The 24647-nt window shown below is 42.1% G+C and carries 26 protein-coding genes; 13 read left to right on the forward strand and 13 right to left on the reverse strand.

The annotated features are described in order from the left end of the window. Positions 1 to 2: 2 nt before the first annotated feature. Both lpxD and OFN91_RS00305 read left to right on the forward strand, forming a co-directional pair. A complete protein-coding gene (lpxD, locus tag OFN91_RS00300) occupies positions 3 to 956 on the forward strand; it encodes a UDP-3-O-(3-hydroxymyristoyl)glucosamine N-acyltransferase (protein WP_270872853.1) in 954 nt (317 codons plus the stop codon). Between the two features lie 9 nt (positions 957 to 965). Further along, positions 966 to 1121 (forward strand): hypothetical protein, encoded by a 156-nt coding sequence (locus tag OFN91_RS00305; protein ID WP_270872854.1) that lies wholly within the window; start codon positions 966 to 968, stop codon positions 1119 to 1121. A 25-nt stretch (positions 1122 to 1146) separates the two neighbouring features. Here OFN91_RS00305 and OFN91_RS00310 read toward each other — a convergent pair whose 3' ends face one another. The 9 genes from OFN91_RS00310 to OFN91_RS00350 are packed head-to-tail and all read right to left on the reverse strand — an operon-like array spanning position 1147 to position 8779. Further along, positions 1147 to 1908, reverse strand: coding sequence for a TIGR02757 family protein (locus OFN91_RS00310; RefSeq protein ID WP_270872855.1), 762 nt, complete (start codon positions 1906 to 1908; stop codon positions 1147 to 1149). 28 nt (positions 1909 to 1936) lie between these two features. Continuing rightward, positions 1937 to 2512 carry a 16S rRNA (guanine(966)-N(2))-methyltransferase RsmD gene (gene rsmD, locus OFN91_RS00315; RefSeq protein ID WP_270872856.1) on the reverse strand — a complete coding sequence of 192 codons (576 nt, stop codon included), beginning with the start codon at positions 2510 to 2512 and terminating at the stop codon, positions 1937 to 1939. Next, positions 2499 to 2855 (reverse strand): hypothetical protein, encoded by a 357-nt coding sequence (locus OFN91_RS00320; protein ID WP_270872857.1) that lies wholly within the window; start codon positions 2853 to 2855, stop codon positions 2499 to 2501. The genes rsmD and OFN91_RS00320 overlap by 14 nt, the downstream gene beginning before the upstream one ends. Beyond that, entirely contained in the window at positions 2855 to 3811 is a 957-nt protein-coding gene (locus OFN91_RS00325) for an SAM-dependent methyltransferase (RefSeq protein ID WP_270872858.1), read from the reverse strand. The genes OFN91_RS00320 and OFN91_RS00325 overlap by 1 nt, the downstream gene beginning before the upstream one ends. Next, positions 3808 to 4974: an aspartate aminotransferase family protein gene (locus OFN91_RS00330; protein ID WP_270871942.1), complete on the reverse strand. Its 1167-nt coding sequence runs from the start codon at positions 4972 to 4974 to the stop codon at positions 3808 to 3810. Before OFN91_RS00330 ends, OFN91_RS00325 begins: the two co-directional genes overlap by 4 nt. Beyond that, positions 4971 to 5594 carry a trimeric intracellular cation channel family protein gene (locus OFN91_RS00335; RefSeq protein WP_270859031.1) on the reverse strand — a complete coding sequence of 208 codons (624 nt, stop codon included), beginning with the start codon at positions 5592 to 5594 and terminating at the stop codon, positions 4971 to 4973. The genes OFN91_RS00330 and OFN91_RS00335 overlap by 4 nt, the downstream gene beginning before the upstream one ends. A gap of 49 nt (positions 5595 to 5643) precedes the next feature. Continuing rightward, the gene (locus OFN91_RS00340; RefSeq protein WP_270872859.1) at positions 5644 to 6234 is read right to left on the reverse strand and encodes an NUDIX domain-containing protein; all 591 of its coding nucleotides are present in this window, start codon (positions 6232 to 6234) and stop codon (positions 5644 to 5646) included. Next, positions 6219 to 7601, reverse strand: a complete 1383-nt coding sequence (gene mgtE / locus OFN91_RS00345; protein ID WP_270859029.1) for a magnesium transporter — start codon at positions 7599 to 7601, stop codon at positions 6219 to 6221. Before mgtE ends, OFN91_RS00340 begins: the two co-directional genes overlap by 16 nt. A gap of 8 nt (positions 7602 to 7609) precedes the next feature. Further along, entirely contained in the window at positions 7610 to 8779 is a 1170-nt protein-coding gene (locus OFN91_RS00350; protein ID WP_270861835.1) for a peptidoglycan DD-metalloendopeptidase family protein, read from the reverse strand. Between the two features lie 129 nt (positions 8780 to 8908). Here OFN91_RS00350 and OFN91_RS00355 point away from each other — a divergent pair, with 129 nt between their 5' ends. Then, entirely contained in the window at positions 8909 to 9634 is a 726-nt protein-coding gene (locus OFN91_RS00355) for a plasminogen-binding N-terminal domain-containing protein (protein ID WP_270861834.1), read from the forward strand. After that, positions 9627 to 11006: an FAD-linked oxidase C-terminal domain-containing protein gene (locus OFN91_RS00360; protein WP_270873061.1), complete on the forward strand. Its 1380-nt coding sequence runs from the start codon at positions 9627 to 9629 to the stop codon at positions 11004 to 11006. Before OFN91_RS00355 ends, OFN91_RS00360 begins: the two co-directional genes overlap by 8 nt. Positions 11007 to 11069: 63 nt before the next feature. Here OFN91_RS00360 and OFN91_RS00365 read toward each other — a convergent pair whose 3' ends face one another. From OFN91_RS00365 to truD, 3 genes are all read right to left on the reverse strand, one after another. Continuing rightward, positions 11070 to 11564 carry a hypothetical protein gene (locus OFN91_RS00365; protein ID WP_270869610.1) on the reverse strand — a complete coding sequence of 165 codons (495 nt, stop codon included), beginning with the start codon at positions 11562 to 11564 and terminating at the stop codon, positions 11070 to 11072. A 48-nt stretch (positions 11565 to 11612) separates the two neighbouring features. Continuing rightward, complete coding sequence (locus OFN91_RS00370) at positions 11613 to 11852, reverse strand: hypothetical protein (RefSeq protein ID WP_270869609.1); 240 nt, start codon at positions 11850 to 11852, stop codon at positions 11613 to 11615. A gap of 161 nt (positions 11853 to 12013) precedes the next feature. Beyond that, entirely contained in the window at positions 12014 to 13126 is a 1113-nt protein-coding gene (gene truD, locus OFN91_RS00375) for a tRNA pseudouridine(13) synthase TruD (protein ID WP_270872860.1), read from the reverse strand. Between the two features lie 111 nt (positions 13127 to 13237). Between truD and OFN91_RS00380 the strand changes: the two genes are divergently transcribed. Together OFN91_RS00380 and OFN91_RS00385 are read left to right on the forward strand one after the other, a co-directional pair. Next, positions 13238 to 14278, forward strand: coding sequence for a hypothetical protein (locus OFN91_RS00380; RefSeq protein ID WP_270872861.1), 1041 nt, complete (start codon positions 13238 to 13240; stop codon positions 14276 to 14278). A 393-nt stretch (positions 14279 to 14671) separates the two neighbouring features. Continuing rightward, on the forward strand, positions 14672 to 15373 hold the full coding sequence (locus OFN91_RS00385; protein WP_270872862.1) for a hypothetical protein: 702 nt from the start codon (positions 14672 to 14674) through the stop codon (positions 15371 to 15373). Between the two features lie 389 nt (positions 15374 to 15762). On the opposite strand, the gene OFN91_RS00390 is transcribed toward OFN91_RS00385, so the two are convergent. Further along, positions 15763 to 18339 (reverse strand): ATP-dependent Clp protease ATP-binding subunit, encoded by a 2577-nt coding sequence (locus OFN91_RS00390; RefSeq protein WP_270872863.1) that lies wholly within the window; start codon positions 18337 to 18339, stop codon positions 15763 to 15765. Between the two features lie 183 nt (positions 18340 to 18522). Here OFN91_RS00390 and OFN91_RS00395 point away from each other — a divergent pair, with 183 nt between their 5' ends. The 7 genes from OFN91_RS00395 to OFN91_RS00425 are packed head-to-tail and all read left to right on the forward strand — an operon-like array spanning position 18523 to position 24638. Next, entirely contained in the window at positions 18523 to 19869 is a 1347-nt protein-coding gene (locus tag OFN91_RS00395) for a S41 family peptidase (RefSeq protein ID WP_442867877.1), read from the forward strand. 1 nt (position 19870) lies between these two features. Continuing rightward, a complete protein-coding gene (gene purC / locus OFN91_RS00400) occupies positions 19871 to 20587 on the forward strand; it encodes a phosphoribosylaminoimidazolesuccinocarboxamide synthase (protein ID WP_270859019.1) in 717 nt (238 codons plus the stop codon). 3 nt (positions 20588 to 20590) lie between these two features. After that, positions 20591 to 20827 carry a phosphoribosylformylglycinamidine synthase subunit PurS gene (gene purS / locus OFN91_RS00405; protein WP_270859018.1) on the forward strand — a complete coding sequence of 79 codons (237 nt, stop codon included), beginning with the start codon at positions 20591 to 20593 and terminating at the stop codon, positions 20825 to 20827. Further along, entirely contained in the window at positions 20824 to 21489 is a 666-nt protein-coding gene (gene purQ, locus OFN91_RS00410; protein WP_270870830.1) for a phosphoribosylformylglycinamidine synthase I, read from the forward strand. Before purS ends, purQ begins: the two co-directional genes overlap by 4 nt. Further along, entirely contained in the window at positions 21483 to 22775 is a 1293-nt protein-coding gene (locus OFN91_RS00415) for a hypothetical protein (RefSeq protein ID WP_270870829.1), read from the forward strand. Before purQ ends, OFN91_RS00415 begins: the two co-directional genes overlap by 7 nt. Further along, a complete protein-coding gene (locus OFN91_RS00420) occupies positions 22762 to 23541 on the forward strand; it encodes a lysophospholipid acyltransferase family protein (RefSeq protein WP_270872864.1) in 780 nt (259 codons plus the stop codon). The genes OFN91_RS00415 and OFN91_RS00420 overlap by 14 nt, the downstream gene beginning before the upstream one ends. Before the next feature lie 23 nt (positions 23542 to 23564). Beyond that, positions 23565 to 24638, forward strand: coding sequence for a CapA family protein (locus OFN91_RS00425; protein ID WP_270872865.1), 1074 nt, complete (start codon positions 23565 to 23567; stop codon positions 24636 to 24638). Positions 24639 to 24647: the final 9 nt, after the last annotated feature.

Genomic DNA, 24647 nt, shown 5'->3' on the forward strand with positions numbered 1-24647 from the left:
AGATGAAACTTTCTGAAATTGTTAAAATTTTAAGGATGGATTTTGCTAGTTTGGGGATCGAAGATGCCGAAATCACAGCGATAAATTCACTGCAAAATGCAAGCGGGAGCGAGCTTAGCTACTGTGATAGCGAAAAAAATGAGAAATTTATCGCCGATAGCAAGGCGTGCGCTGTTTTGGTAAAAAAGGGCATAGAGGTTCCAAAAAACATAATCAAAGTCGAGTGTGTCAATCCACACCTAGCCTTTGCAATACTGAGCAAATATTTCGCAAAACCGCTTATCAGGGAGCCTCGCCCAAGCGCGATTGCTAAAAGTGCGCAAATCGCAAAGGGCGTTTATATCGGCTCAAATACCCAAATCGGCGAGAGAGTCGTAATCTGCGCTGGTGCGTATATCGGCGATGATGTCGTTATCGGCGATGATTGTGTGATACACCCAGGGGTCGTGATTTACAACGACACGATTATAGGGGCTCGTTGCCATATCCTAGCAAACGCAGTTATCGGCTCGGACGGCTTTGGCTATGCGCATAGAAGCGACGGCACGCATGTTAAAATTTATCACAATGGAAATGTTGTGCTCGAAGATGAGGTCGAAATCGGCGCGAATACCACGATAGATAGGGCGGTTTTTGGCTCTACGATAATCTCTGCTTGCACCAAAATCGACAATCTAGTCCAAATCGGACACAACTGTGAGCTAGGTGAAAACTGCCTAATCGTCTCACAAGTGGGACTTGCAGGATCAACTATACTTGGTAGAAATGTCGTTCTCGGCGGTCAAGCAGGCAGTGGCGGACATGTCAGGGTAGGGGATTTCGTCCAAGTCGCAGCCAGAGGCGGGATTAGCAAAGACCTACCAGCTGGTAAAAATTTCGCCGGCCACCCGATAATGGAGCTAAAAGAGTGGTTTAAACTCCAAGCCAAGATTGCGCGATTTTTCAAAGATAAATAAGGATTAAAAATGACGCTAGAAGAGCTGAAAGACACTATTGATAGAATTATACTAGAAAGCCCAGAGATGAGGGGTTGTGAAGTGGAAGTCGTGGGCGAGAAAAAACACGAAATTTTCGCAATCTATGTCGATGAAAACGCCAGAAAAATAGTCGTAGAAATCTAAATTTAGCCCAAATATGGGCTAAATTTCACTTCAAATTTTTTATTAATTCCTCAATTTCTCTGCTTTGTCCTAGTCTATACAGCGCAAAATCATATTTTATCGGATCGTGCGGGTCGAACTCACGCAGTTTTGCGCTAAGAGCACTAACAGCGCGAAAGTCATAAACCTTTCTATCTATTAAGCCCAAGGCTAACGAGACCTTGTGCGTGTGAGTATCTAGCGGTATGAGTAGTTTGGACGAACTTATGCGCGAAAACAACCCCAAATCTATATCGCTTTTGCGCACCATCCAGCGCAAAAACAGATTGTAGCGTTTATACGGCGAGGTCGGTTTAGTGGTGAAATTTTTGCCGAAGAAAAACTCATATCCAGCCGAGCGATACTCTGAAAGCTCGTAAATTTGGGCTATGAGCGCATTTATGCCGTTTATGATTTCGCCATTTTTCATACCATTTAAAATGATTTTTTCTATATCGCACTCGCAAAGCCTGCGAAGCGCGAGAAAAATCTCTGCCACATCGCGTTCGCTTTGAAAGCGGTATTTTTTGCCTTGCAAAGCTGATTTTATCGTCTTTTCATCGCTTCCAAGCAAATCAAAATTTAGCGAATTTAAAAATTTTACTATCTGCCCTGCATTTCCATAGGCAAAAAGTGCGCAAATTAGCGCGATTACGGGCGCGTGCGGGGTGTGAGCGAGAGGTTTTAGCACTTGCAGTGGATCTGGGGCGCTAAAAAGATTTTCATCAGTATTGCTACGCGCCGAATAATACTCCAAAAGCGCCTTCATTTCGGCACCGCTAAGGTTTTTTGAAATTTTATTTTGCATAGTAAGATAGTGTCGTGGCGCCAAATTTTTTGGATTTTAAAAGGCTAAATTTTGCGATATTTGCCTCAAATTTTACCTCGCTTGCATGCTCAATTATCACAAATTTCACCCTCTCGCACTCGCAAATTTCGCAGATTAGGCCCACTACGCGCTCGTAAATTCCAGCAAAACCATCTCTGATATCAAATGGCGGATCAAGGTAGATGAAAATTTTTTCGTTGTCTAAATTCGCCAAAATTTGTGGCAAAAGCGCGAAACAATCGCCGTTTAGGGCATTTTTTTCCACGCCAAAAAGGGCGAAGTTGCGCCTTGTGATTTCGTAAGCTTTGCGGTCTTTTTCGATAGCAAAAACCTCTTTTGCGCCGTTGCTAAGGGCTTCGAGTGCCATGCCGCCGCTTCCGCCAAAGCCCTCGATAAAGCAGCTACCCGCTAATTCATACCTAAATGAGTCAAAAAACGAGCCCTTTACGATCGATTTCGTGCTGCGCGTAGTCCCTAGGCTTGGGAGTTCCAAGCTTTTTCCTTTGTAAATTCCGCTTGAAATTTTGCCTCTAAATTTCGCCACTTTGTTTCCTTAAAATTTCTAAAATTCGCGCCTTAAACTCATCAAATACTGCGCCGATTTGCGCTTCTAAATCCAAATTTTGCGAAAACTCAAATTTATTATAGCTAGCTTGCACGATCTCGCTCGCGCTAAAATTTTTAAGCGCCAAAACAAGCTGTTCTTTTGAAAACGGCAATTCTAAATCGCCGTTTTTGGCGATGATAAAGAGCGGTTTGGCACTTGCTCTGGCAGTGTCTGTCACGACAAAATCGGCCTCGCCTAAATTACGCACGGCAAAATTTGCCAAAAACATTTCGAGGCTTTTTTGCATAATCTCGCATTCGCAATCGATAAAAACTCTCATTAAAATCCTTTTAAAAACTCGATAAATTTGAACTTTTCGCCAAATTCGTGGCGCAGGTGGTTAAACTGGGCTAGGGCGTTTTGATAGCCGTTTTGACCCAAATTTTGCGCAAATTGCTCCAAAATTTGTGTCGCGCCAAATTCGATTAAGGCCTTTTCAAAGCTCATAAATCTGCCAATTTTCGCGCCAGTATTCTCAAAAGCTCGCGATAAAATTTCAAAATCTACATTGTAAGTAATGTCGCTTACCCCGTAAAATTCGGCTAAATTTTGAATTTCAAAAAAATTATAGACTTGGTGATTTTTGTAAATTCTAAGCGAAATTTCCCCGCTCGCACCCATTTTGCCATAATCAAATGCCAAAAAGGCGAATTTTTGCGCATTAATGCTACTAGCAAATTCCTCGTATCCAAGCGGAATTTCTGCGCCCCCAGCGCTAAATTTTAAAATTTCATTATCGCAAATTTCGCGCCAAATTTGTTTAAAATCCTCGATATAAAGCATTTTGCCCTCTTGGACGACCTCGCATTTGAAGGTGTCAAAAAGCTCGTTTGCGATAAAAATCGCCTCGTTAAATTTCGCCTCTTTTAGCGAAGCGAAGTGTTTGAGCGTGATTTCATCGCCAAATTTTTTAGCGAAATTTTCGCTTTGGATTTGGCGCAGCCTCTGGTGTGGCTCGATGATGACAAACTCAAATTTCGCCAAAGAATTTGGGTCGAAAGTAAAAAGCGCCTGCGCTATATCAGCGAGCAAAAATCCCTCATTTGCGCCGATTTCGACGAGTGAAATTTTGCCAGCAAAATTCGCACTAAGGCGCAAAATTTCGCGCCCCAAGCAAATCCCAAAAAAGCTTCCCACGCTAACAGCGGTGTAAAAATCGCCCTCTTTGCCGATTTTAACGCCATTTGCGTAGTAGCCTTCATTTAGCCACGCCTCGAAAAAATCGCTAAATTTCAATCTTGAAGCTCTTCAAGAGTCTTGCGCAAAATTTCAAATCCTGCTTTTATCTCTTTTTTCTTTATGTTTAATGGCGGTAAAAATCTTAGTGTTTTGCTACCTGATTTTAGCACCAAAAGCCCGTTTCTTAGGCACTCGGCAAAGAGTATGCTTAGATATGTGCTGTCTTTTAAAACTAGCCCTTGCATTAGCCCAAGTCCTGTGCGAGATTCGAAGAAATTTGGGAAATCTTTTAGAATTTTGTCTAAATTTTCTTCAAATTCAGCGATAGTTTTTTTAAGCTCGCCACTTTCGTAGAGGTATTCTAGCTCGCGCAAAACGGCGTTTGCGGTCGATGTGGCTAGGTGGTTGCCACCAAATGTGCTTCCATGCTCGCCAGGGGCAAAGATATTTTCCCTAGCCACGCACGCACCGATTGGCACGCCACCTGCTAGCCCTTTGGCAAAGGTGATAATATCAGGCTCTATGCCATAAATCTTGCTTGCGACAAACTCACCTGAGCGATAGACGCCACATTGGACCTCGTCGGTGATTAGAAGTAGGTTTTTTTCTTTTAAAATTTTGGCTAGTTTTTGGACTGATTTTTTATCCAGTGGGCAAATTCCACCCTCGCCCTGGATTAGTTCTATCATTACAGCGACCGTTTTATCGCTGATATTTGCGATGATTTCATCAATTCCGTCGTAAAATTTAAATCCCTCAATGTATGGAGCGAAAATTTCAGGGTGAAATTTATCCTGTCCTGTGGCACTCAAAGTAGCCATTGTGCGCCCATGGAAGGAATTTTTCAAAGTCAAAATTTCATATTTTTTGCTCTCAAATTTAGTCGTGCCGTATTTGCGCGCCATTTTTATGGCTGCTTCGTTCGCCTCTGCCCCAGAGTTGCAAAACACAGCGTATGTTTGATAGCCTAAAAGATTGCTGATTTTTTTGGCTAGCACCTCTTGTGGCAGGACTCTATAAATGTTCGAGCTATGGATTATCATCGCGCTTTGCGTGTTTATGGCCTCTATCACCACAGGGCTTGCATGCCCTAGGCTGCACACCCCAATTCCAGCAGCGAAATCAATGTATTTCTCGCCGTTGCTATCCCATAGCTTCGCGCCTTTACCCCTAGTAAAAGCGACATCGACCCTAGAAAAATTACTCATTAAATACTTCATTTGTTATACTCCACTTTTGGCAAATGCCAACCCCTATAATACGCAAACATTCTAACCACAATCCCAGCGAAAAATAGTGCCAAAATCGTGTAGATATTCGCCAAGTCAAGCCAGTCTAAGATAAAATAAACCAGCCCGACACCCATACTTATCGTCCCATAAAGCCCCGTGCGCAAAAACCACGGCACCTCGTTTAATAGCACATCGCGCAAAATTCCGCCACCAACGCCATTAAAAAAGGCGATAAGTATCGCCCCAAAAACATTTAATCCATACTCGATTGAAACCATAGCCCCGACAATCGAGAAGCAAATCACATCGATTGCGTCGGAGAAAATAAATATAAATCTGCCTTGCAGTTTTTTGGTCTGGGCTGCGAAAATATGCGAGGCGATAAGCACCGCAATGACGATGATTACTGGCATATAGTGCGTGAAAGAATACAGCGGTCTGCCCACCGTGATATCGCGCACAATCCCGCCACCAAGGGCGGTTAAAAACGCAGCCAAAAAAATCCCCAGCCAGTCGCAATCCCTTTTAACCGCGAATAAAAATCCGCTCAAAGAGGCTGAGGCAATGCCGATGTATTCGATATATAAAATGATATTATGCTGTGTCATCGGCGTGGGTAAATTCTGAAATTTAGTGAAATTTGGGCTAAAATTTGCATTAAATTTCGCCCTTGTTTTGGAAAAACCACAAAAACGCCGCCACTAACCCAGAGGCTCGCACGATTTTTTCATCATACATAAATTTTTTAGCTTCATCTAACGGCAAAAAATACAGCTCGATATTCTCGCCATCGACCCCGCCACCTGCGCCTTTTTTCATACTCTCATCAATCTCGCCGTAAAATAAAATTTGGCGATTTGCGCCAAAACCAAGCGCGCTGTAAAAGCTCGTGATAAACTCTAAATTTTTAAGCTCATATCCGGTTTCTTCGTAAATTTCCTCGATTGCGGTTTGTTCCTCGCTAATGCCTTTGTCTAAAATCCCAGCGCACAGCTCGTAGGTAAAGCCCTTTTCATCGCAGTTTATTAAATTTTCGTCTTGGTAAAACCACACACTTGGACGAAACTGCTTAACGAGCAAAAACGCCTTTTTTTCGCTGTGATACAGCAGGATTGAGACGCTATCATGCACCTTGACGCAGTCCCATGCTCTGGGCTCGCCGTTTAATTCAAAATTTAGCCTAAATGGCTTAATGAAATTCGAGTGTTCGAGTTTTGAAATTTTAAAATTTTTTATATCAATATCCATGTCGCAAGTCCTAAAAAGCTAAAAAATCCCACTATATCAGTAACCGTGGTCAGCAAAACCGAGCTTCCCACAGCTGGATCGATTCCAAAACGGCGCAAGGCAATCGGAATAATCGCGCCAAAAAATCCAGCCAAGGTCAAATTTATCACCATTGACATCGCAATCACGACGCCAAGAAGCTTCATGCCAAACCATACCCACGCCACAACTCCCATTGCCACGGCAAAAATCGAGCCATTTACCAGCGAAATGGTAACTTCGCGCGTGATTACCGAGCGGATATCGCGCGCCTCGATTTCGCCGAGGGCTAGGCGACGAACCGTAACGGTAAGAGCCTGTGTGCCTGTGTTGCCACCCATGGAGGCCACGATTGGCATAAGCACGGCAAGGGCGACGAGTTGCTCGATTGTAGCGTCAAAAAGTCCGATGATAATCGAGCTAATAATCGCCGTGCATAAATTCACGCCCAGCCACGATGCACGCGCCTTTCCAGCTGAAAATGCAGTATCTTCCTCCTCAGCCTCATCATCGACACCGGCAAGGTTGTAAATTTGCTCTGTGGCGCGCTCTTGAATCAAATCATGCACATCATCGGCTGTGATTCGCCCAATCAGCACGCCGTTTGCGTCCAAAACAGGGATTACATTTAGGTCAAATTCCTCGAAATCCTTGATGACATCTTCGATTTTATCGGTATCAGTGGCGAAATGCACCTTTGCGTCTGCGTTAAATTTTTGCGAAATTTCTTTTAGCGTGAGCGAAAAATCGTATAAAATCAAATCCGAGGTCGAAAACGCGCTTAGCATGTGGCCTTTATCATCTAAAACAAAGAGCTGAAAGACATTTTCGATATCGCCGTTTTGGCGCATTACCCTTAGCATATCGACAGCTTCGCCTAGGGTTTGGTTTTCGCGTGCGCTAAAAACCTCGGTTTGCATATACGCGCCAGCTTCGTCATCGTCGTATTTGTTAATCGTCAAAATATCGTGGCGATCGTCCTCATCAAGCCCGTAAAAAAGCTCCTTTGCCTTATCCTCGTCGATTTCTTCGATACTTTGGAGTAGTTCTGCTTGATCATCACTTTCTAGCTCTTCGATAGCTTCGACAATTTTCTCGCTAGGAAGGGTTTCGATGATGTCTTCGAGCATGTGATCTGGCATTTCAAGCGCAGCGTCAGCGAGGTCCTCGGGGTCGAGTTTTTCTAGGAATTCGACATATTTTTCCTCGTCGTGTTTTTTAAGCGCCTTTAAGTGATCTGCAAGGTCCGCTGGGCTTAGCTCTTCTTCTATCGTATCGCCGATATGCGCCTCTAAAAGAGCCTCGGCCTCTTCGTAATCTGTTAAAAATTCTTTATCTTTTGCTTCCATTTTTGCCTCTAATTTATGCTGACTAAATTTTCATAAGGTTCAAATTTCGCTGGGTTTTTCGAGCCGTCTTTAACCGCGTCAAATTTAGCGTTCATATCCTTTACCAACGCCTTAAATTTGCGCTCTTCCTCGCTTACGAAATTTGATTTTGTGATTTTTATGGTTTTTAGGGGATCGACTGGCTGGTTGTTGCGATACAGACCCAAATGCAAATGCGGTCCCGAGCTTAGGCCTGTGGAGCCTACATAGGCGATTAATTGGCCCTGTTTTACGCTCATACCGACTTTTAACCCTTTGGCAAATCCGCTTAAATGCGCATACAGCGTAACCAAACCTCCGCCGTGGTTGATTTCGACGGTGTTTCCGTAGCCGTTTTTGCGCCCTACGAAGGTTACTTTGCCATTGCCTGCGGCATTTACTTTTGTCCCTTTTGGCGCAGCATAATCCACGCCTAGGTGCGCGCGGTATCGTTTAAGCACCGGGTGGAAGCGTTTAGGCGTGAAACGAGATGAAATTCTAGTATAAACAAGTGGCGTGGTAAGCACGAAATGCTCGACCTTTTTGCCAGTTTCGTTGTAGTATTTGTCCTCGAAATAATAAAGCGATTTTGGTTTTTTGGCTTCCTCGATTGTGCCGGCTAGGATTTTAACCCCGCCAAACGGTCTGCCAAGCCTTGTTTTTTGCTCGTATAAAATCGTAAGGCGATCGCCTTTTTGCAGTTTTTTGAAATTTACCTCGTTTTTAAAAACGCTCGAAAATTCGTTTGCTAGCGCGATACTGCCAGTAGCCTTTAAGATATCGTTTGAGGGCGATGAAGTAATCTCAATGCTTAAAGCGTAAGAGTGCTGCTCATAAACAATCGGCGTGTAGATAAATTTGTAAATTCCCTTTTTGTCGCGGTAAATTTGGATTTGAAGTTCGTCGTTTATGGGGATTAGGACTTGGACGATTTTGCCAAGCGGGTCTTTTAGCATCATACACTCGACATCTGCGCGCACTTCGGCGGCTAATTCTTGGTCCTCTTTGTCTAAATCATAATATGTCGAGAGCGGAATAGAGAAATTTTCCATAAATTGTAGCAAGCTCACGCCTGAGGGCCATTTAAATTTTTCCACACTCGAAGAACTGGCAAATGAAAGGCTAAAAAGTAAAAAAATCAGTGCAAAAATTCTCATCATAAACCGCTTTAAAATTGAAATTAAAACCTCAATTCTAGCCAAATTTGGTTTATATTTGGCAAATATCCCTTGCCGTTTGTTGTAAATTCTTATGTATAATTGGCGAAAATTTTATTTTAGGAGTTAAATTTGAAACGAATTTTACTTGCTTTGGGGCTATTTTTATCATCTGTTTTTGGGGCTGAGTTTTACATGCCACCTTACGAAACGCTGATTTTTGATGTGCAAAATGGCGAAGCCGTAATCGCTGATAATCCCGCTATCATGGTAGGAAGCGCTGGGATTGTAATGCATGATTTCGGTAACGGCGAAAATGCTATCATCGCGCGCGCAGTAGTCAGCGAAAAATCCGGCGCAAAGGCAAAAATCAGATTTGAAGTCTTTGGTATGTTGGAGCAAAAGGCTCTACCACTGCCAAAAATTTTGCCAGCTAATGGCGATAAGGTGATTTTAAACTACCTTTATGACCGCGCCCTAATCGTGGCTCCAAATGCCGAAATTTACGCACAAATCGTACAGGCTTTCCCAAATATCGAGTTTATTCACCCTGACCTTGGCGGAGCGTATTTGAGGCTAAATTCTAAACCAAACCCAAGCCGTGATGATTTCCGCAAAATTTGCGCGAAAAACAGCACTGGGCTAATTTTTGTCGCAATGAACGAAAAGAGCGTATTCGCAGACTGCGGCAGCTTCAAACCACTTCGCACTTATGAAAGTGGCAAGGTTGCTTACTACACGCTTCCATTTTATTCACGCGTAGGGGATATCAAAACCGTGTTTTGGGATTTTACAAATGGTCCGATTAGCGACTATGACAGACACTACTCATATCTTTTGGGCTTAGATGATGAATAATTCTGATATAGAATTTTTTACAAATTTACTAGGCGAGCAAAACGCCTATTTCGACGAAGCGCATAAAATCGCCTACTGCTACGACGCGACTAGAAGGCGTTTTAAGCCAGACGCTGTGCTTTTCCCGCGTGATGAGAGCGATGTGAGCGAGATTTTAAAATACTGCAACGCTCACAATCTGCCAATTATTCCGCGTGGGGCTGGAAGTGGCTTTACGGGCGGTTCTTTGGCGCATGAGGGCGGGATAATTCTAGGCTTTGAAAAGCACATGAATAAAATTTTAGAGATTGATTTGCAAAATTTAGTCGCCGTTGTCCAGCCGGGCGTGATAAACAAAGATTTGCAAAACGCAGTCGCCAAAATGGGTTTGTTTTATCCGCCAGATCCTGCCAGTGAAGCATACAGCACGCTTGGTGGCAATGTCGCTGAAAACTCAGGCGGTATGAGAGCGGCGAAATACGGCATTACCAAAGACTATGTCATGGCTCTACGCGCTGTGCTTCCTAACGGCGAAATCATACGCGCTGGCAAACGCACGATAAAAGATGTCGCAGGGTATAATATCGCTGGAATTTTAATCGCTAGCGAGGGCTCGCTCGCTGTGATTACCGAAATCACGCTAAAACTCATCGCAATGCCAAAATTTAAAAAGACCGCAATGGGAATTTTCCCAAGTGTCAAAAACGCAATGGACGCTGTGTATAAGACAATGGCAAGTGGCGTAACGCCCGTGGCAATGGAGTTTTTGGACAATCTGTGCATAAAGGCTGTCGAGCAGAAATTTCATAAAGGTCTGCCAACAAGCGCTGGGGCGATACTAATCTGCGATGTCGATGGCAATATCGAAGATAGCCTAGAAGCCGATTTGCGCGTGATAAAAGATAGCTTTATCGCAAATGGCGCTAGTGAATTTCGTGTGGCAAAGGACGAGCGCGAGAGTGCGGATATTTGGTTTGCGCGCAGAAACTGCTCGCAATCAATCACCTGCTACGGCTCTTTGAAGCTAAATGAAGATATCACCGTGCCACGCTCGAATTTACCTGCGCTTTTGGATAAAATCGCTGAAATTTCGGCTAAATACGGGCTTGTTACGCCGTGTTTTGGACACACTGGCGATGGCAATGTCCATACAAATGTCATGGCTGATAAAAGCAATGTCGAAGAGGTCAAAAAGGCTCACCTAGCTATCGAGGAGATTTTCGCAGCGACTGTGGAGCTTGGTGGCACGCTAAGTGGGGAGCATGGGATTGGCATTTCGAAGGCTCCGTATATGAAAATGGCGTTTAACGAGGCTGAAATGGAGCTTTTCCGCGCGATTAAAAAGGCTTTTGATCCAAACAATATCCTAAATCCAAACAAAATGGGGCTGTAAAATTCGGCTCATTTGCGGTGGGCAAGTATGCCCACCCTATGATACTATTTGATTTCAATTTACTCATATATTTCCATTAAATAAACTGATTATATATTCTTTTTTATCTACGCATTTAACAAATAATTTATTATCTATAATTTCATAACTATTTATAATTTCGCCAAAATCCACTCTCCATACTTCTTTGCTTCCAAAATAACATATAATGTTACACTCACAGACTACACATAGATATTCGCTGTTTTCATCGTAGAGCATTTCGAAAAATGGAAAAATCAACTCTTCATTAAATAAAATTTCGCCGCCGTCTATATCTATGCAGATAAAATTTTGACTAGCACCTATGTAAAGTAAATTCTTTCGCACATTTAAGCTTATTTGGGAATTTGTGCCATAGTTAAAATATGCTACACCATAAATTTGACCGCCACAGCTAACACACAAAAATTCATTATATTCATCGTCTCCACAGAATATAATATTTTCTTTTGGCACTTTTTCTTGTAAAAATTTTAAATTTTCAATAAAACGCATTGTAATTAGTGGCGTTTTCATTTGCTATCCTTTACAATAACGGTCAGCACCGTAGGGTGGATATCCTTGCTACACATAGAATAAATCCACCAATGCTTCTAAAATTTTTCCATCTGAATTCAATTCATAATTTTCATCAAAGCCTTTTATCTCTAATTCATCAAGAGCCCACTCTCTAATGCTTTCTGCTGTATCTATATCTACACATACTTTTATAAAATTCTTATTTTTGATAGTTAATATTTTTTTTGCAAATTCACAATTTTCCATTAAATATTCAAATTCTAGTAATGTTAGTTTGACTTCCATTATTTTTCCTCGTTTAACAAAGCTCTTGCTTTTGACGATAAAGCACCGTAGGGTGGCATTCTTGCTCACCGAATTTTATATTTTTATCAAATTTTATCATTATTTCAAATTTGGTGCAGTATTTCTAGCTTGCGGAGCGAAATTTGGCTAAATTTCAAATTTCACTCTTCGTTAGGGGCGAAATTTTCGAAAATTTCTCTATGCAAAATTTCCTCCAAAATCACCGTCGCATACGAGCCTTTTGGTAGATAAAAGCTAAATCCAAACTGCGCCTTTTCCTCGTCGTAGCTGTGCGAGATATCCTCTATATAGCTCCACGCATAGCGATACGAGCCGTTTGTTTGCGCTAAATACGCCTCAGCCTCGGCGAAAATCTCGCTCTCAAATCCCCTTGCCACGCTACTTGCGCGCAGTTTTTGCGCCCCAGCGATGAGCCCAGCGCTCGTGATATCGCGGCGCACAAATCGCTCTACCTCCGCGCCTAAATCCTCGCAGGTAAAAAACGCCCCATGCGGGAAATGCCCCAAAATCTCGCCCGGAAGTAGCTTGTAAAATTGCGCCTGAGTGGCGATAGATTTGGCAAGGGCTTTGTCAAATCCGTAAATTTTGGCAAACTCGCTCACACTAAATTCGCTAGCAAATTTTGAAATTTCAACCCTTTTGGCTAGCCAAGCGTTAAATAGCTCGCTTTGATACGCGCTGATTAAGAAGTCGCGCATTTTAGGATTTTTAATGCGCTTTTCGCCACGCAGTATCGCTAGACCCGCCTCGGCATTGTCGCCAAATTTGCCAAAGCGCTGAAAGCCAAAATAGTTTGCAAACCCCTGCGCGCTGAGTGTTTCAAGAGCTTCACGCAGTTTTAAAGCGTCAGTTGGCAAGACCTTTTTTAGGCGGATAAAAAAATTATTTCCCTTTAAATGTCCGATTTTTAGCTTGTTTTTGTGGCGATTAAGGCTTAAAATTTTGATTTTTTCGTGCGAAAAACTCTCTAAATTTTGCGCGAATTTGAAAGGAAATGTAACAAACTGGCTAGTTAAGCCCTCTTTGTCTTTTAGCCCTGCATAGCCGAAATCGCGCATCTTAACGCCTAAATGTTCGCTTAAAATCTGCAAGGCTTCCCAGGTGGTAAGGTCCTTTTTTTGCAGATGTATCATCGCATGCTCGCCATCACCGCTAGCCTCATACAATGGGACTTCGCGCACGACGAAATCGTTTGAGTTTTTGCTAAAATGCGCGTTTATGGGCGCGTGGTTTAAGGTATATAAAAATTTCATATTAATTTCACTTTTTGGCTAAAATAAAAGCGATTATTATATAAAATCGCGCCTAAAAATCTAATTATTAGCCAAATTTTAGTAGAATTTCGGGCGCAAAAAGGAGCAGTTATGTTGGAGATTAGGCTTTTTAGATTTGACCCTAAAATCGATGTTTTAAGCTATTTTAAGCCATATATTTTTGAGCGCGAAAATTTCGCTAGCGTGGGCGAGCTTTTGGGCGAGATAAAGGCGGGCGATCCGTATTTTAGCTATGAGGGCGTGAGTTTTGTCAAAATTAATGGCGTGGTCGCAAGCGTGGAGGAGCCATTTGGTGGGATTTTGGCGCGCTTTGGTAGGATTTTATACATCGCGCCACTTAGCCAGAGCGAGGCGCGCAAGGATTTGGAGTGCGGATTTGAGAGCTTTTACTCTAAATTTCAGAGTTTTTCTACTATCGCTAATAGCGATACTTTCGAGTTTTACAAGGAATTAGCGCCGTATTTTTACAGCTCAAATTTAAGGAAGTTTAGCGAGGTTTTTTTGGGAAACAGCGCTTTTGTTTTTGCGAATTTTCTGCTCGAAAATTTCCCGCAAAAAAGGGGCGAAATTTTAGATTTTATCCGCCCGCAGCTCGTCTATTTCACGCCGTGCAATGCCCTAAATTTGGACTATGATTGCGATTTGATTTATGATAGGCTTTGCGAGCTTTGTGGGATTGATCCAGCGCGCGTGGATAAAATTTATAGCGCACAAAGCCTAGCCGAGATAGACGCAAACACTGCCCCGCACCGCTACACGGGCTTTAAAATCGCTGTTTGGGGCGATGAGGGCGCGCGGGATTTGGTGCGCAGATTTGGCGGAGATGTCGTGAGATTTGAGCGCGAAAACGAGGCGTTAAGGGCTGAAATTTACGGTGCCGAAAAGGAGTGCGCGCTAAGGGTGGCTGGGGAAATTTTATTTGACGCGTTTGATAGCGGGGCTGATTTTTTGCTAGTAAATTCCAAAAAAGCACTTGGCTTTATTGATGGTAAAAGTGCCGAAATCTGCGCGCTAATGGGGCGCGAGCTAATTGATTTTTACCTGCTTAGCACGGACGAGTTTATCGCCCTTGCTCAGGGTGAAAAATCAAAAACTTTGGCGTCGCATAAACTAAAAGTCGCGTTGGTGTAGAGCGGTAAAATTCGCTAAATCTGTCATTGTGAGCAAAGCGAAGCAATCAGGGGAAGTTACGATAAATTTCAAATTCTCTCTAAATTTTACTGGATTGCCACGGCGATTTTGTCGCCTCGCAATGACAAATTAGGCAAAATTCTGCTTGCTATTGTCATTGCGAGGAGCGAAGCGACGAAGCAATTTACGAATTTGAAATTTAAAATTTGTAAATTTGCAAATTTAGTGTTTTGGTTATTCTAGCTCGTTGATTGCTTTGATTTACTTAGTAAATCTCGCAATGACAGTGGAAGCGCTAATTCGCAAATCGCAAATTTAATCATTTGCGGTTTCCACAAATTTGCCTAAGGGCAAACTCTTGCAATGACGGAAAATTTATAAAAGGATTAAATTTTGAAAAGTAAGAATTTAAGAGATTACGATAAAGAACCGTTGATAATCAAGGATTATGTTACGGGCGAATATGCTGTATATTCTATGTTTATAGTTTTTCCTTTGCTTTTTTTAACTTTGATTTTTACGACTCACACTGGGGCGCAAGAGATAGAGTTTTATATTAGAGTTTTTATCATTTTAATACCACTATCACTATTTTATTTATACAAAAATAAACAAACAGATAAAGAAAATAAACGATTTGAATTTACAAATAATTCTATCACTTTGCTATCTGATAAAAAAATTATAAAAAAGCTAAATATCAGCGATATAAGTTCAATAAAAATGTCAAGTGATATTCGTTGGGATAGGTCGCAAAATATCGATAAATTAAATTTTGCTTTTGTGGCTATATGGCTTTTTGCTGGTTTTTTGGCAGGAGAACTAGAAAAAGGTTTAATTTTTGTGATTGGTTTTATCTTGGTTATTGTTTCAATTAAATTTATACTTCATATCCACAAAGGAGGTTTTAATTCGCTTAGATTTTTTGATCAATTTGTAATTTATGAGAACGATTTTAAAGGTGGTAGGATTATGAATATTCTAATTGCTACTGAACAAGAATACAAGACAATTAGGGCTTATTGTATCCAAATTTTGAAAAAAGATATAAACAATATCCCTTGTGTTTATAGTGTTTTTAGTAAGAAAAATTAAATTTGATAAACCATTTTTTTAGAAAGGAGAACTTATTATCAGTCGAGCAAAAAATCAATAAAACTACGATAATTTTGCGAATTATTTTCCGCAAAATTTTGCGCATTGGCTGGGTGTAGAGACGGCAAATTTTGGCGAATTTAGCGATATTTTTAGCGACGGGGTGCAAGCAGATACGCTAGGGGCTAGAAATTTAGCGAAAAACAAAAATCCAGACCCTGCTGTGGATATTTCGAAATTTTATAAATAATTTGAAATTTTAAAATTTAAAAAAGCCTAAATTTGCAAAATTTAGGCTTGAAATTTTAAATAAATTCGCGCTGAAATTTAAGAAAATTTAGCGCGAATTTGAGGCTAAATTTAGCGCATAAATTCGCGCCAAATTTAGCTTATGAAACGACCTTAATCTCGATATCCTCGCCGTTGGCGTCGATTAGGATCGCATTTCCTTCTTTGAGTTCGTCGTTTAAAATCATATCGGCGATCTTATCCTCGACTAAATCATAAAGTGCGCGTCTTAGCGGTCTGGCGCCGTATTCTGCATCAAATCCAGCCCCAGCGATGAGCTTTTTGGCATTTTCGCTTAGAGTTGCGCTGATACCGCGTTCTTCGAGCAAATGGGCTAGTTCTTTAAACATAATTCCTACGATGTCGATGAGATTGTCCTCGCTAAGGGCGTTGAAAATCACAATGTCATCGAGCCTGTTGATAAATTCAGGTCTGAAATAGTTTTTCAGTTCGTCTTTTACGGCGTTTTCGCGCTCATTTTCGCCCAGACTCATAATCTTATCCGAGCCGATATTGCTCGTAAGGATTATAATGGTGTTTTTAAAATCCACGACCACGCCCTTATTATCGGTTGCGCGCCCGTCATCTAAAATGCCAAGCAAGATATTAAAGACATCTTTGTGTGCCTTTTCGATTTCGTCGAAAAGTAGCACGCTATATGGATGGCGGCGCACAGCCTCGCTTAGCTGACCACCCTCATCGTATCCCACATATCCAGGAGGCGCACCAAGCAAGCGTGAGACGCTGTGTTTTTCCATATATTCGCTCATATCAAATCTAATCATCGCTCGCTCATCGTCGAATAAAAATTTCGCTAGTGTTTTGGCGCTCTCTGTTTTGCCCACGCCAGTAGGTCCTAAAAACAAAAAGCTTCCAATCGGGCGATTTGCGCTAGCTAGGCCAGCCTTGTTTCGCTTCACAGCGCGCGCTATGGCGTGAAGCGCGGCGTCTTGACCCACGACGCTTTGTTTTAGGTGAGATTCGATATTTAGGTATTTTTCGCGCTCTGATGAGAGCATTTTGCTTACGCTAATTCCTGTCCATTTGCTAAGGATTCCTGCGACCATTTCCTCATCGACGCGATTTTTTAGCAAAACTCCGCTTTCCTTCATACCCTCCCATTTGGCTTCTAGCTCTTTGACTTTGGCGTTTGCGGCTGGGATTTTGCCGTATTCGATTTCGGCAGCCTTGCTTAAATCCCCTTTGCTTCTAGCATTTGCGGCTTCGATTTTTAGGCTATCTATTGATTTTTTGGCTTCGCTTATGCCGTTAAATACAGCCTTTTCGTTCTCAAATTTAGCCAAAAGCGAATTTTTGGTTTCGTTTAAATTCTCAATCTCTTTGTCGATTTGATTTAGCCTTTTGTCGTTTTTGGCGTCGTTTTCCATTTTTAGGGCTTCTTTTTCGACTTGAAGGGTTAGAATTTCCCTTTTTGCCTTGGCTAGTTCGTAAGGCTCGCTCTCGATTTGCATTTTTAGCTCAGCGGCAGCCTCGTCGATCAAATCAATCGCCTTATCAGGCAAAAATCTATCGCTGATATAGCGGTGGCTAAGCTTGGTAGCAGCGACTAGCGCGCTATCTGTGATTGTAACATTGTGATGAACCTCTAAACGCTCTTTTATGCCACGAAGTATCGCCGTAGCCTCGCTCACGGTCGGTTCAGCCACGATGACAGGCTGGAAACGGCGTTGCAAGGCGGCGTCTTTTTCAAAATATTTGCGGTATTCTTTGAGCGTAGTCGCGCCGATAGTGTGTAGCTCGCCCCTAGCTAGGGCAGGTTTTAGGATATTTGCAGCGTCCATACTGCCTTCGCTTGCCCCAGCTCCTACGATAGTGTGAATTTCATCGATGAAAAGTATCACATCGCCAGCTTTTTTAACCTCGTCGATGACGGCTTTTAGGCGATCTTCGAACTCGCCTCTGTATTTCGCGCCGGCAATGAGTGCGCTCATATCAAGCGCCATTACGCGCTTGTTTTGCAGGCTAAGCGGGACATCTTTTTGCGCGATTAACTGCGCCAAACCCTCGACAATGGCGGTTTTGCCAACGCCTGGTTCGCCAAGAAGTATTGGGTTGTTTTTCGTTTTGCGGATTAGTATTTGCATCATACGGGTGATGACTTCATCGCGCCCGATAATGGGATCTAACTCGCCATTTATCGCTTTTTGGGTCAAATTTAGCGCAAATTTGCTAAGTGCTTCAAGTGTGTCATCGCCTGTTTTGGTGGTGATATTTTTGCCCGCTCTTAGCATTTCTAACTCTTTTTTTATCTCGCTAAGATCGGCAAATTTAGCCAAAATTTCTTTTAGCGGAGATTTGTCTAAATTCGCCACTAACCAAGTATCAATAGCGATAAATTTATCCCCAAGGCTCGTCATTAGGCCTTTTGCGCTCTCTAATGAATTTACCACTTCGCGCGAAATTTTGATATTATCGCGCGTAACATTTGAGCTAGTTGGCAGGGTTTGTAGCGCGCTTTTGATTTCTAACTCAACCGCGCTTTTGCTGATGTCAAATTTGTTAAAAATTTGATTTAGCACAGAGCTTGAATCCACGCACAATGCCCACAAAATGTGCAAATTCGCAACCTCGCCATTTTTGGAGTGGATAGCTAGGGAGAGCGAACTTTCGAGTAGTGAGTGCATTTTGTCAGTTAAAATTTCAAGTGTTTCGTTCATAAAAACTCCTTAAAGTTGATTTTGTCTGTATTATATATATTTAGTCTAATAATGTCAAGGTTTTTTAGTAAATAAATTTAATCTTTCAAATTTTTCGCTCTGAATTTTAAAATTTTATCGCTAAAAATGGCTTAAATTTAACTAATATTTAGCGAAATTTTTATAGAATTCCGCCTATTTCAAATTAAGGACAAATTTTTGCAACAAAAACATCTCTTTTTTGGCTTTGGTTTTGTATTTTCACTACTTTTTGGTCTGTTTTTTGTAGGAAATTTGGAGGCGAAAGAGGCAAATTCGACCAAAAAACCTGACAGCGAAAAAACAAGGCTTGAAGCGCTGGCAAAGCTTACTAAAACCCTAGCAATCGTGGAAAATAATTATGTCGAGCAGATGAGTTTTTCGGAGCTTGTGGATAAGACGATTTCGGGATTAATGGGAAATTTAGACGCCCATTCTAGCTTTATGGATCAAAAAGCTTACAATGATACTAAGGTACAAACTCAGGGCGAATTCGGCGGTTTGGGCATTCAGGTCGGTATGAAAGACGGCGCACTAACGATAATTTCGCCGATTGAGGGCACACCGGCTGATAAAAAAGGGCTTAAAGCAAATGATGTGATTTTGCGAATCGACGGAAATGCGACACTTGGGATTACAATCGATGAAGCTGTAAGCAAAATGCGTGGCAAACCAAAAACCAAAATCACGCTCACAATCGTTCGCAAAGGCGAGAGTAAGCCCTTTGATGTGGAGATTGTGCGCGATATAATCAAGGTCGAGTCTGCGTATTCGAAAATGATAGATGATGAGAAAATTTTGTATTTGCGTGTAACAAATTTCGACCAGCATGTCACCGCTGACACGGCTAAATTTATAAAAGAACACCCTGAGGCAAAGGGGATAATCCTTGATTTGCGAAACAATCCTGGCGGACTTTTGGAGCAGGCAATTGGACTTGTGAATTTATTCGTGGATAAGGGCTTAATCGTATCGCAAAAAGGTCGCAACAAAGCCGATACCGAGGAGCATAACGCAGATCCTAAGAAAAAGGTAACCGACCTGCCACTCGTCGTGCTAGTAAATGGCGGAAGTGCGAGTGCAAGCGAGATCGTAAGCGGGTCGTTGCAGGATCTAAAACGCGCTGTAATCGTGGGCGAGAATACTTTCGGCAAGGGTAGCGTGCAAGTGATTTTGCCTATCGAAAACAAAGAAGCCTTGCGACTAACAATCGCGCGGTATTACCTTTCTAGTGGTCGCACAATCCAAGCTGTGGGCGTTACGCCTGATTTGATTGTAGCAGCTGGCAAGGTGCCTCAAAAGAGCGAAAATGAATTTTCAGTCAAAGAAGCCGACCTGAAAAAACACCTAGAAAGCGAGCTTGCAAAGGTCGAAGAGCCGAAAAAAGAAGAAGAAAAAAAAGAGAAAAAAGATGAGAAGAATTTCATCTCAAAAGAGCAGATTAACGACGATATTCAGCTAAAAACCGCAATTGATGCGATTAAAATTTTAAGACTAAGCAAAGGAGAGTAGCATGGCAAGCAAAAAAGAGCTTATTTACGAGGGCAAAGGCAAAAAAATGTGGTCAGTCGAGGGCAATGATGATTTGCTAATTAGCGAATTCAAAGATTCCCTAACTGCATTTAACGGCGTGAAAAAGGCAGAAGAGGCTGGAAAAGGTGCGCTTAATTGCAAAATTTCAACTCAAATTTTTCATTTATTAGAGAAAAACGGCATCAAAACTGCGCTAGTTGAGACGCTAAATGAAACCGAGCAATTAGTCAAAAAATGCAAAATTTTCCCACTTGAAATCATCGCGCGAAATGTCGCTACCGGCTCACTTACAAAACGCCTTGGTATCAAAGAGGGCACGATTTTGCCATTTACTTTGGTCGAGTTTTGCTACAAAGACGATGATTTGGGCGATCCGATCCTAAACGACGAACACGCCATAATCCTAGGTGCGGTAAAAGATCAAGCCGAGCTTGACGAGCTTAAAGTAATCGCAAAGAAAATAAATGAAATTTTGGTTAAATTTTTCGATGAGAGAAATTTGCGCCTAATCGACTTTAAAATCGAACTTGGCAAAGATAGCAAAGGCGAAATTTTGCTAGCTGATGAGATTAGCCCTGATAGCTGCCGTTTTTGGGATAAGGATACGAACCAAAAACTAGACAAAGATGTATTCCGCCAAGGGCTCGGTGATGTAAAAGTCGCTTATGAGGAAGTTTTAAAAAGAATTTTAGGATAAAAAATGAAAGTAATCGTAAATGTAAAATTGAAAAATGGCGTTTTAGATCCGCAAGGCAAGGCCGTCAAACACGCCCTAACTTCGCTTGGTTTTAGCGGTGTAAATTCTGTAAGCGTGGCTAAACAAATCGAGCTTGACATGCAAGGCGAGAACAAAGAGGCGATTTATAAAAATGTAGAGCAAATGTGCGAGGACCTGCTAGCCAACACCGTTATCGAAGATTACGAGATTGTGCTATGAAGGTAGCGGTTATCAATTTCCCAGGCACGAACTGCGAACGCGACACAAAATATGCTTTTGAGCGTCTTGGTTGCGATGTAGAAGTGATTTGGCATAAGGATACTACGCTAAATGCCGATTTGGTCGTGCTTCCTGGCGGTTTTAGCCATGGTGATTATCTAAGAACGGCTGCGATTGCGAAATTTAGCCCTATCATGGAGGCTGTGCGCGCTCACGCCAAAAAGGGCGGGTATTTGCTCGGTATTTGCAATGGATTTCAAATGCTTTTGGAGCTCAAACTCTTAGAGGGCGCGATGAACCGCAACATAAATTTGAGCTTTATCTCTAAATATCACTATCTAAAAGTCATTAGTAATGACAATAAATTTCTTGCTTGTTGCAAAAATGGCGAGCTTTTAAATATCCCTATCGCGCACGGCGAGGGAAATTACTATGTGGATAGCGAAAATTTGAAAAAAATGTATGATAATGACCAAATTTTGCTTAAATACTGCGACGAAAATGGCAATGATTTAAACCCAAATGGCTCGGTTGATAGCATAGCTGGAATTTGCGATAAAAGCAAAAAAATCTTTGGTCTCATGCCACACCCTGAGCGCGCTATCGAGGAAATTCTCGGTGGAACGGACGGCGAAAAAATGCTAAAAGGGCTAGTTTGTTAAGAATAGTTTTAGCCCTTTTTGGTATTTGCGCACTTAGCCTAGCTGCGCCAGAAGTTAGCATAGATTCGCTCGATGATTTGAGCAAATACGCTCCGAAAAAATCGGAGCAAACCAGTTCTACTGAGGGCGCACAGCGTGATAACTCTCGCGTAATGATGAAAATGAATAAAAACGAGGTTATGAATAAAAACCTTAGCCTTGATGATTTAAGGGCGCTTGCGCCGACAAATGAGGTGGATTTGGATATTTCAGATGAGAAAATCTACGAGGATATCAAACCCAAAGAACTCACTCTCAAAGTCGATGGAGCGCCTAAAAAAGCCTATTATAATGAAATTTTTAGGATAAATTTCAGCGTGTATTTAGGTCAAAAAGTAACCGTTACGCCAAAACTAGCGATCGATCGCACGGAGAATTTAATCTGGCTAAACGAGGATAATCTCTCGTGGATACAGGGCGATGAGATGTTTGAAACGACGCTGTATTTTAGCGCAAACGGCGAGGGTGCGAAGATAAATGACATTATTCTAACCTTAGAGCGAAATGGCGAATTTTTCGAAAAAAGCTCGATTAAACCGCGCAATCCTGAGTTTATCAAGCTAGAAAAAAGGGAAAATTTCGTCCATATTTCAGCCGATGATTTGAAGCTGAAAAACTACAAAACCGCCAAATTTGATGATAATTCAAATTTACTCACCCTAGATTTAAGCGTGCGAAACGGCGCGCTTGCCTCATTTAGCGTGGATAATCCCTCTATCATAAAACAAGGCGTGGATTCTGTGCGTGGCGGATACGCTAGTCAGAGTGGATATTATTTCGCTGTAATCGACAAAAATGTGAAAAATTTTGATTTTAGCTATTTTAATCTGCAAACGAAAAAATTCGAAAATTTTGGTATCGAGCTAAATCCGCAGGCCGAGGATCTTAGCACGCAAATCGGACTTAATCCGAAAGAATCAAAATTTGAAGCTTACAAACAAATCGCCATTTACACCCTTGCAGCTGTGCTTTTGGTGATGTTTTTGCTCAGCAAAAATATCACTCCGCTGATTTTTGCGGTGATTATTTTGGCGCTAAATTTGTATTATCAAAACCCTTATGGAAATGGCAAAATCGCCAAAAATACCGCCGTGCATATCTTGCCGATACCGACATCTACGGTGTTTTATGTCACCAAAGAGCCTCAAAAGGTCGAAATTTTGGGCGAAAACAAGGGATTTTATAAAATCATGCTAAGTGGTAGCAAAATCGGCTGGATCAAAAAGGACGAAATTGTCAAGGATTAAGGCACTTTTTTACTCGTTTTGGTTCATCGCTACGGTAATGGTCGTAATCGTGCTGATGTGGGCGAAAAACAGCTCGCACCGCACATTTCGCCGTATGTGGGGCAGGTGGCAAAGATACGCTGTGGGTTATGATATCGAAATCATCGGCTCGCCAGATCCGCAGGTGGGGCTTTTTATCGCAAATCATCAAAGCATTATGGATATCGTGGTTTTAGAAGAAACTCACCCTGCAAACATCTGCTGGATAGCCAAAAAAGAGATTGGCGAACTGCCGATAATCGGCAAAATTTTAACCCTGCCAAAGATGATTGCCGTCGATCGCAAAAACCCTCGTGAGCTCGTGCGAATCGTGCATGAAGTAGATGATCGTATAAAAAACGGCCGTGCTATCGTGATGTTTCCAGAAGGCACCAGACATCGTGGCACGAAAATGCTCAAATTTCAAAACGGCGCAAAAATGATAGCAAACAAACTAAGCCTTAAAGTCCAGCCTATCGTGCTTATCGGCACTGGGGCGATTGCGGATTCGAAGGAATTTCGCGTGCGAAGCGGACATGTGAAAATCATCTACCTAGACCCTGTCGATACGAGTGATAACGCATGGCTAGAAAATACCCGCACCAAAATGCAAGCTATCATCGACGAGCACGAAAATTCAGAGCAAAATTCAGAGCAAAATTTGGCAGAAAATGGCGAAATTTCAGAGCAAAATTCTACGCAAAATTCAGAGTCAAATTCGGCTAGTAATAGTAGCGAGCAGTGTTAAATTCGGCTAAATTTGGGGAAATTTTGAAAATTTTAATTCTCTTTTTTTCATTTTTACTTTTTGGTTGTGCTAGCGAAAACACCCTCTCTCTCATCGCTGTGGGGGACAATCTAATCCACTCCAAGCTAATCGAGGGCGCGCATGATAAAACCGCCAAAAGCCACGATTTTAAGCCGTATTATCGCTTTATCAAAGATGAAATCAAAGACAAAGATATCAAAATCATAAACCAAGAAACAATCCTAATCGAAGATAAAAAAAAGCTCTCTGGCTACCCAAATTTCGGCTCTCCGCTCGAAGTAGGCGAGGCTGTGGCAGACGCTGGGTTTAATCTAATCGCCCATGCGACAAACCACGCGCTCGATAAGGGCGAAGAAGGCATACTAGATAGCGCGAAATTTTGGTCTGGCTTCGAGGATATCGCGTATATTGGCATTTCACCAGATCAAAATAGCAGTAAAATCGTTAAAATTTTGAAAAAAAACAATGTTAGCGTCGCGTTTTTGAACTACACTTATGGGCTAAATGGCCACATAATGCCAAAAGGCAAAGGGTATTTGGTGGATTTGCTAAGTGACGAGGAAAAAATTTTAAGCGACTTGGAACTTGCGAAAAAACACGCCGATTTTGTGGTGGTTTTGCCACACTGGGGCGTGGAATACACGCACAAACCAACCGCCACACAGAAAAAGCAGGCGCAGTTTTTGGCAAACTCTGGCGCAGATCTCATCATCGGCACACACCCGCATGTAATCCAGCCATTAGAGCTCATCACCACAGATGATAACAGAAGCGTGCCGTGCTTTTATTCGCTAGGAAACTTCATATCTAATCAAGACGAAAGTGCGCGCATGCTGGGCGCCATGGCTGATATCGTAATCGAAAAAGAGGGCAACGCGACAAAGATAAAAAGTCTGCGCGCAGTCCCGCTAATCACGCACATTAGCCCATATTCGCACGATTTTTCGGTGCATTTGCTCGCTCACTACCCAGATATGCTAGCGATGACGCACAGGCTTAGGCGTGTTGGGGACTTTAAAACCGAAAATCTTAAAACGCTTTGGAACAGCGTTTTTCCTGACTTTGAAATTAAATAAATTTGATTA

Source organism: Campylobacter sp. JMF_08 NE1, from assembly GCF_027737875.1.
GTDB lineage: Bacteria > Campylobacterota > Campylobacteria > Campylobacterales > Campylobacteraceae > Campylobacter_B.

What these genes read in the sequence shown, in the direction of transcription:
- lpxD (WP_270872853.1), top strand. Translation starts at nt 3, where the DNA reads ATGAAACTTTCTGAAATTGTTAAAATTTTAAGGATGGATTTTGCTAGT.
- OFN91_RS00305 (WP_270872854.1), top strand. Translation starts at nt 966, where the DNA reads ATGACGCTAGAAGAGCTGAAAGACACTATTGATAGAATTATACTAGAA.
- OFN91_RS00310 (WP_270872855.1), bottom strand. Translation starts at nt 1,908, where the DNA reads ATGAAGGCGCTTTTGGAGTATTATTCGGCGCGTAGCAATACTGATGAA.
- OFN91_RS00320 (WP_270872857.1), bottom strand. Translation starts at nt 2,855, where the DNA reads ATGAGAGTTTTTATCGATTGCGAATGCGAGATTATGCAAAAAAGCCTC.
- OFN91_RS00330 (WP_270871942.1), bottom strand. Translation starts at nt 4,974, where the DNA reads ATGAAGTATTTAATGAGTAATTTTTCTAGGGTCGATGTCGCTTTTACT.
- OFN91_RS00335 (WP_270859031.1), bottom strand. Translation starts at nt 5,594, where the DNA reads ATGACACAGCATAATATCATTTTATATATCGAATACATCGGCATTGCC.
- OFN91_RS00340 (WP_270872859.1), bottom strand. Translation starts at nt 6,234, where the DNA reads ATGGATATTGATATAAAAAATTTTAAAATTTCAAAACTCGAACACTCG.
- mgtE (WP_270859029.1), bottom strand. Translation starts at nt 7,601, where the DNA reads ATGGAAGCAAAAGATAAAGAATTTTTAACAGATTACGAAGAGGCCGAG.
- OFN91_RS00350 (WP_270861835.1), bottom strand. Translation starts at nt 8,779, where the DNA reads ATGATGAGAATTTTTGCACTGATTTTTTTACTTTTTAGCCTTTCATTT.
- OFN91_RS00360 (WP_270873061.1), top strand. Translation starts at nt 9,627, where the DNA reads ATGAATAATTCTGATATAGAATTTTTTACAAATTTACTAGGCGAGCAA.
- OFN91_RS00365 (WP_270869610.1), bottom strand. Translation starts at nt 11,564, where the DNA reads ATGAAAACGCCACTAATTACAATGCGTTTTATTGAAAATTTAAAATTT.
- OFN91_RS00370 (WP_270869609.1), bottom strand. Translation starts at nt 11,852, where the DNA reads ATGGAAGTCAAACTAACATTACTAGAATTTGAATATTTAATGGAAAAT.
- truD (WP_270872860.1), bottom strand. Translation starts at nt 13,126, where the DNA reads ATGAAATTTTTATATACCTTAAACCACGCGCCCATAAACGCGCATTTT.
- OFN91_RS00380 (WP_270872861.1), top strand. Translation starts at nt 13,238, where the DNA reads ATGTTGGAGATTAGGCTTTTTAGATTTGACCCTAAAATCGATGTTTTA.
- OFN91_RS00390 (WP_270872863.1), bottom strand. Translation starts at nt 18,339, where the DNA reads ATGAACGAAACACTTGAAATTTTAACTGACAAAATGCACTCACTACTC.
- purC (WP_270859019.1), top strand. Translation starts at nt 19,871, where the DNA reads ATGGCAAGCAAAAAAGAGCTTATTTACGAGGGCAAAGGCAAAAAAATG.
- purS (WP_270859018.1), top strand. Translation starts at nt 20,591, where the DNA reads ATGAAAGTAATCGTAAATGTAAAATTGAAAAATGGCGTTTTAGATCCG.
- purQ (WP_270870830.1), top strand. Translation starts at nt 20,824, where the DNA reads ATGAAGGTAGCGGTTATCAATTTCCCAGGCACGAACTGCGAACGCGAC.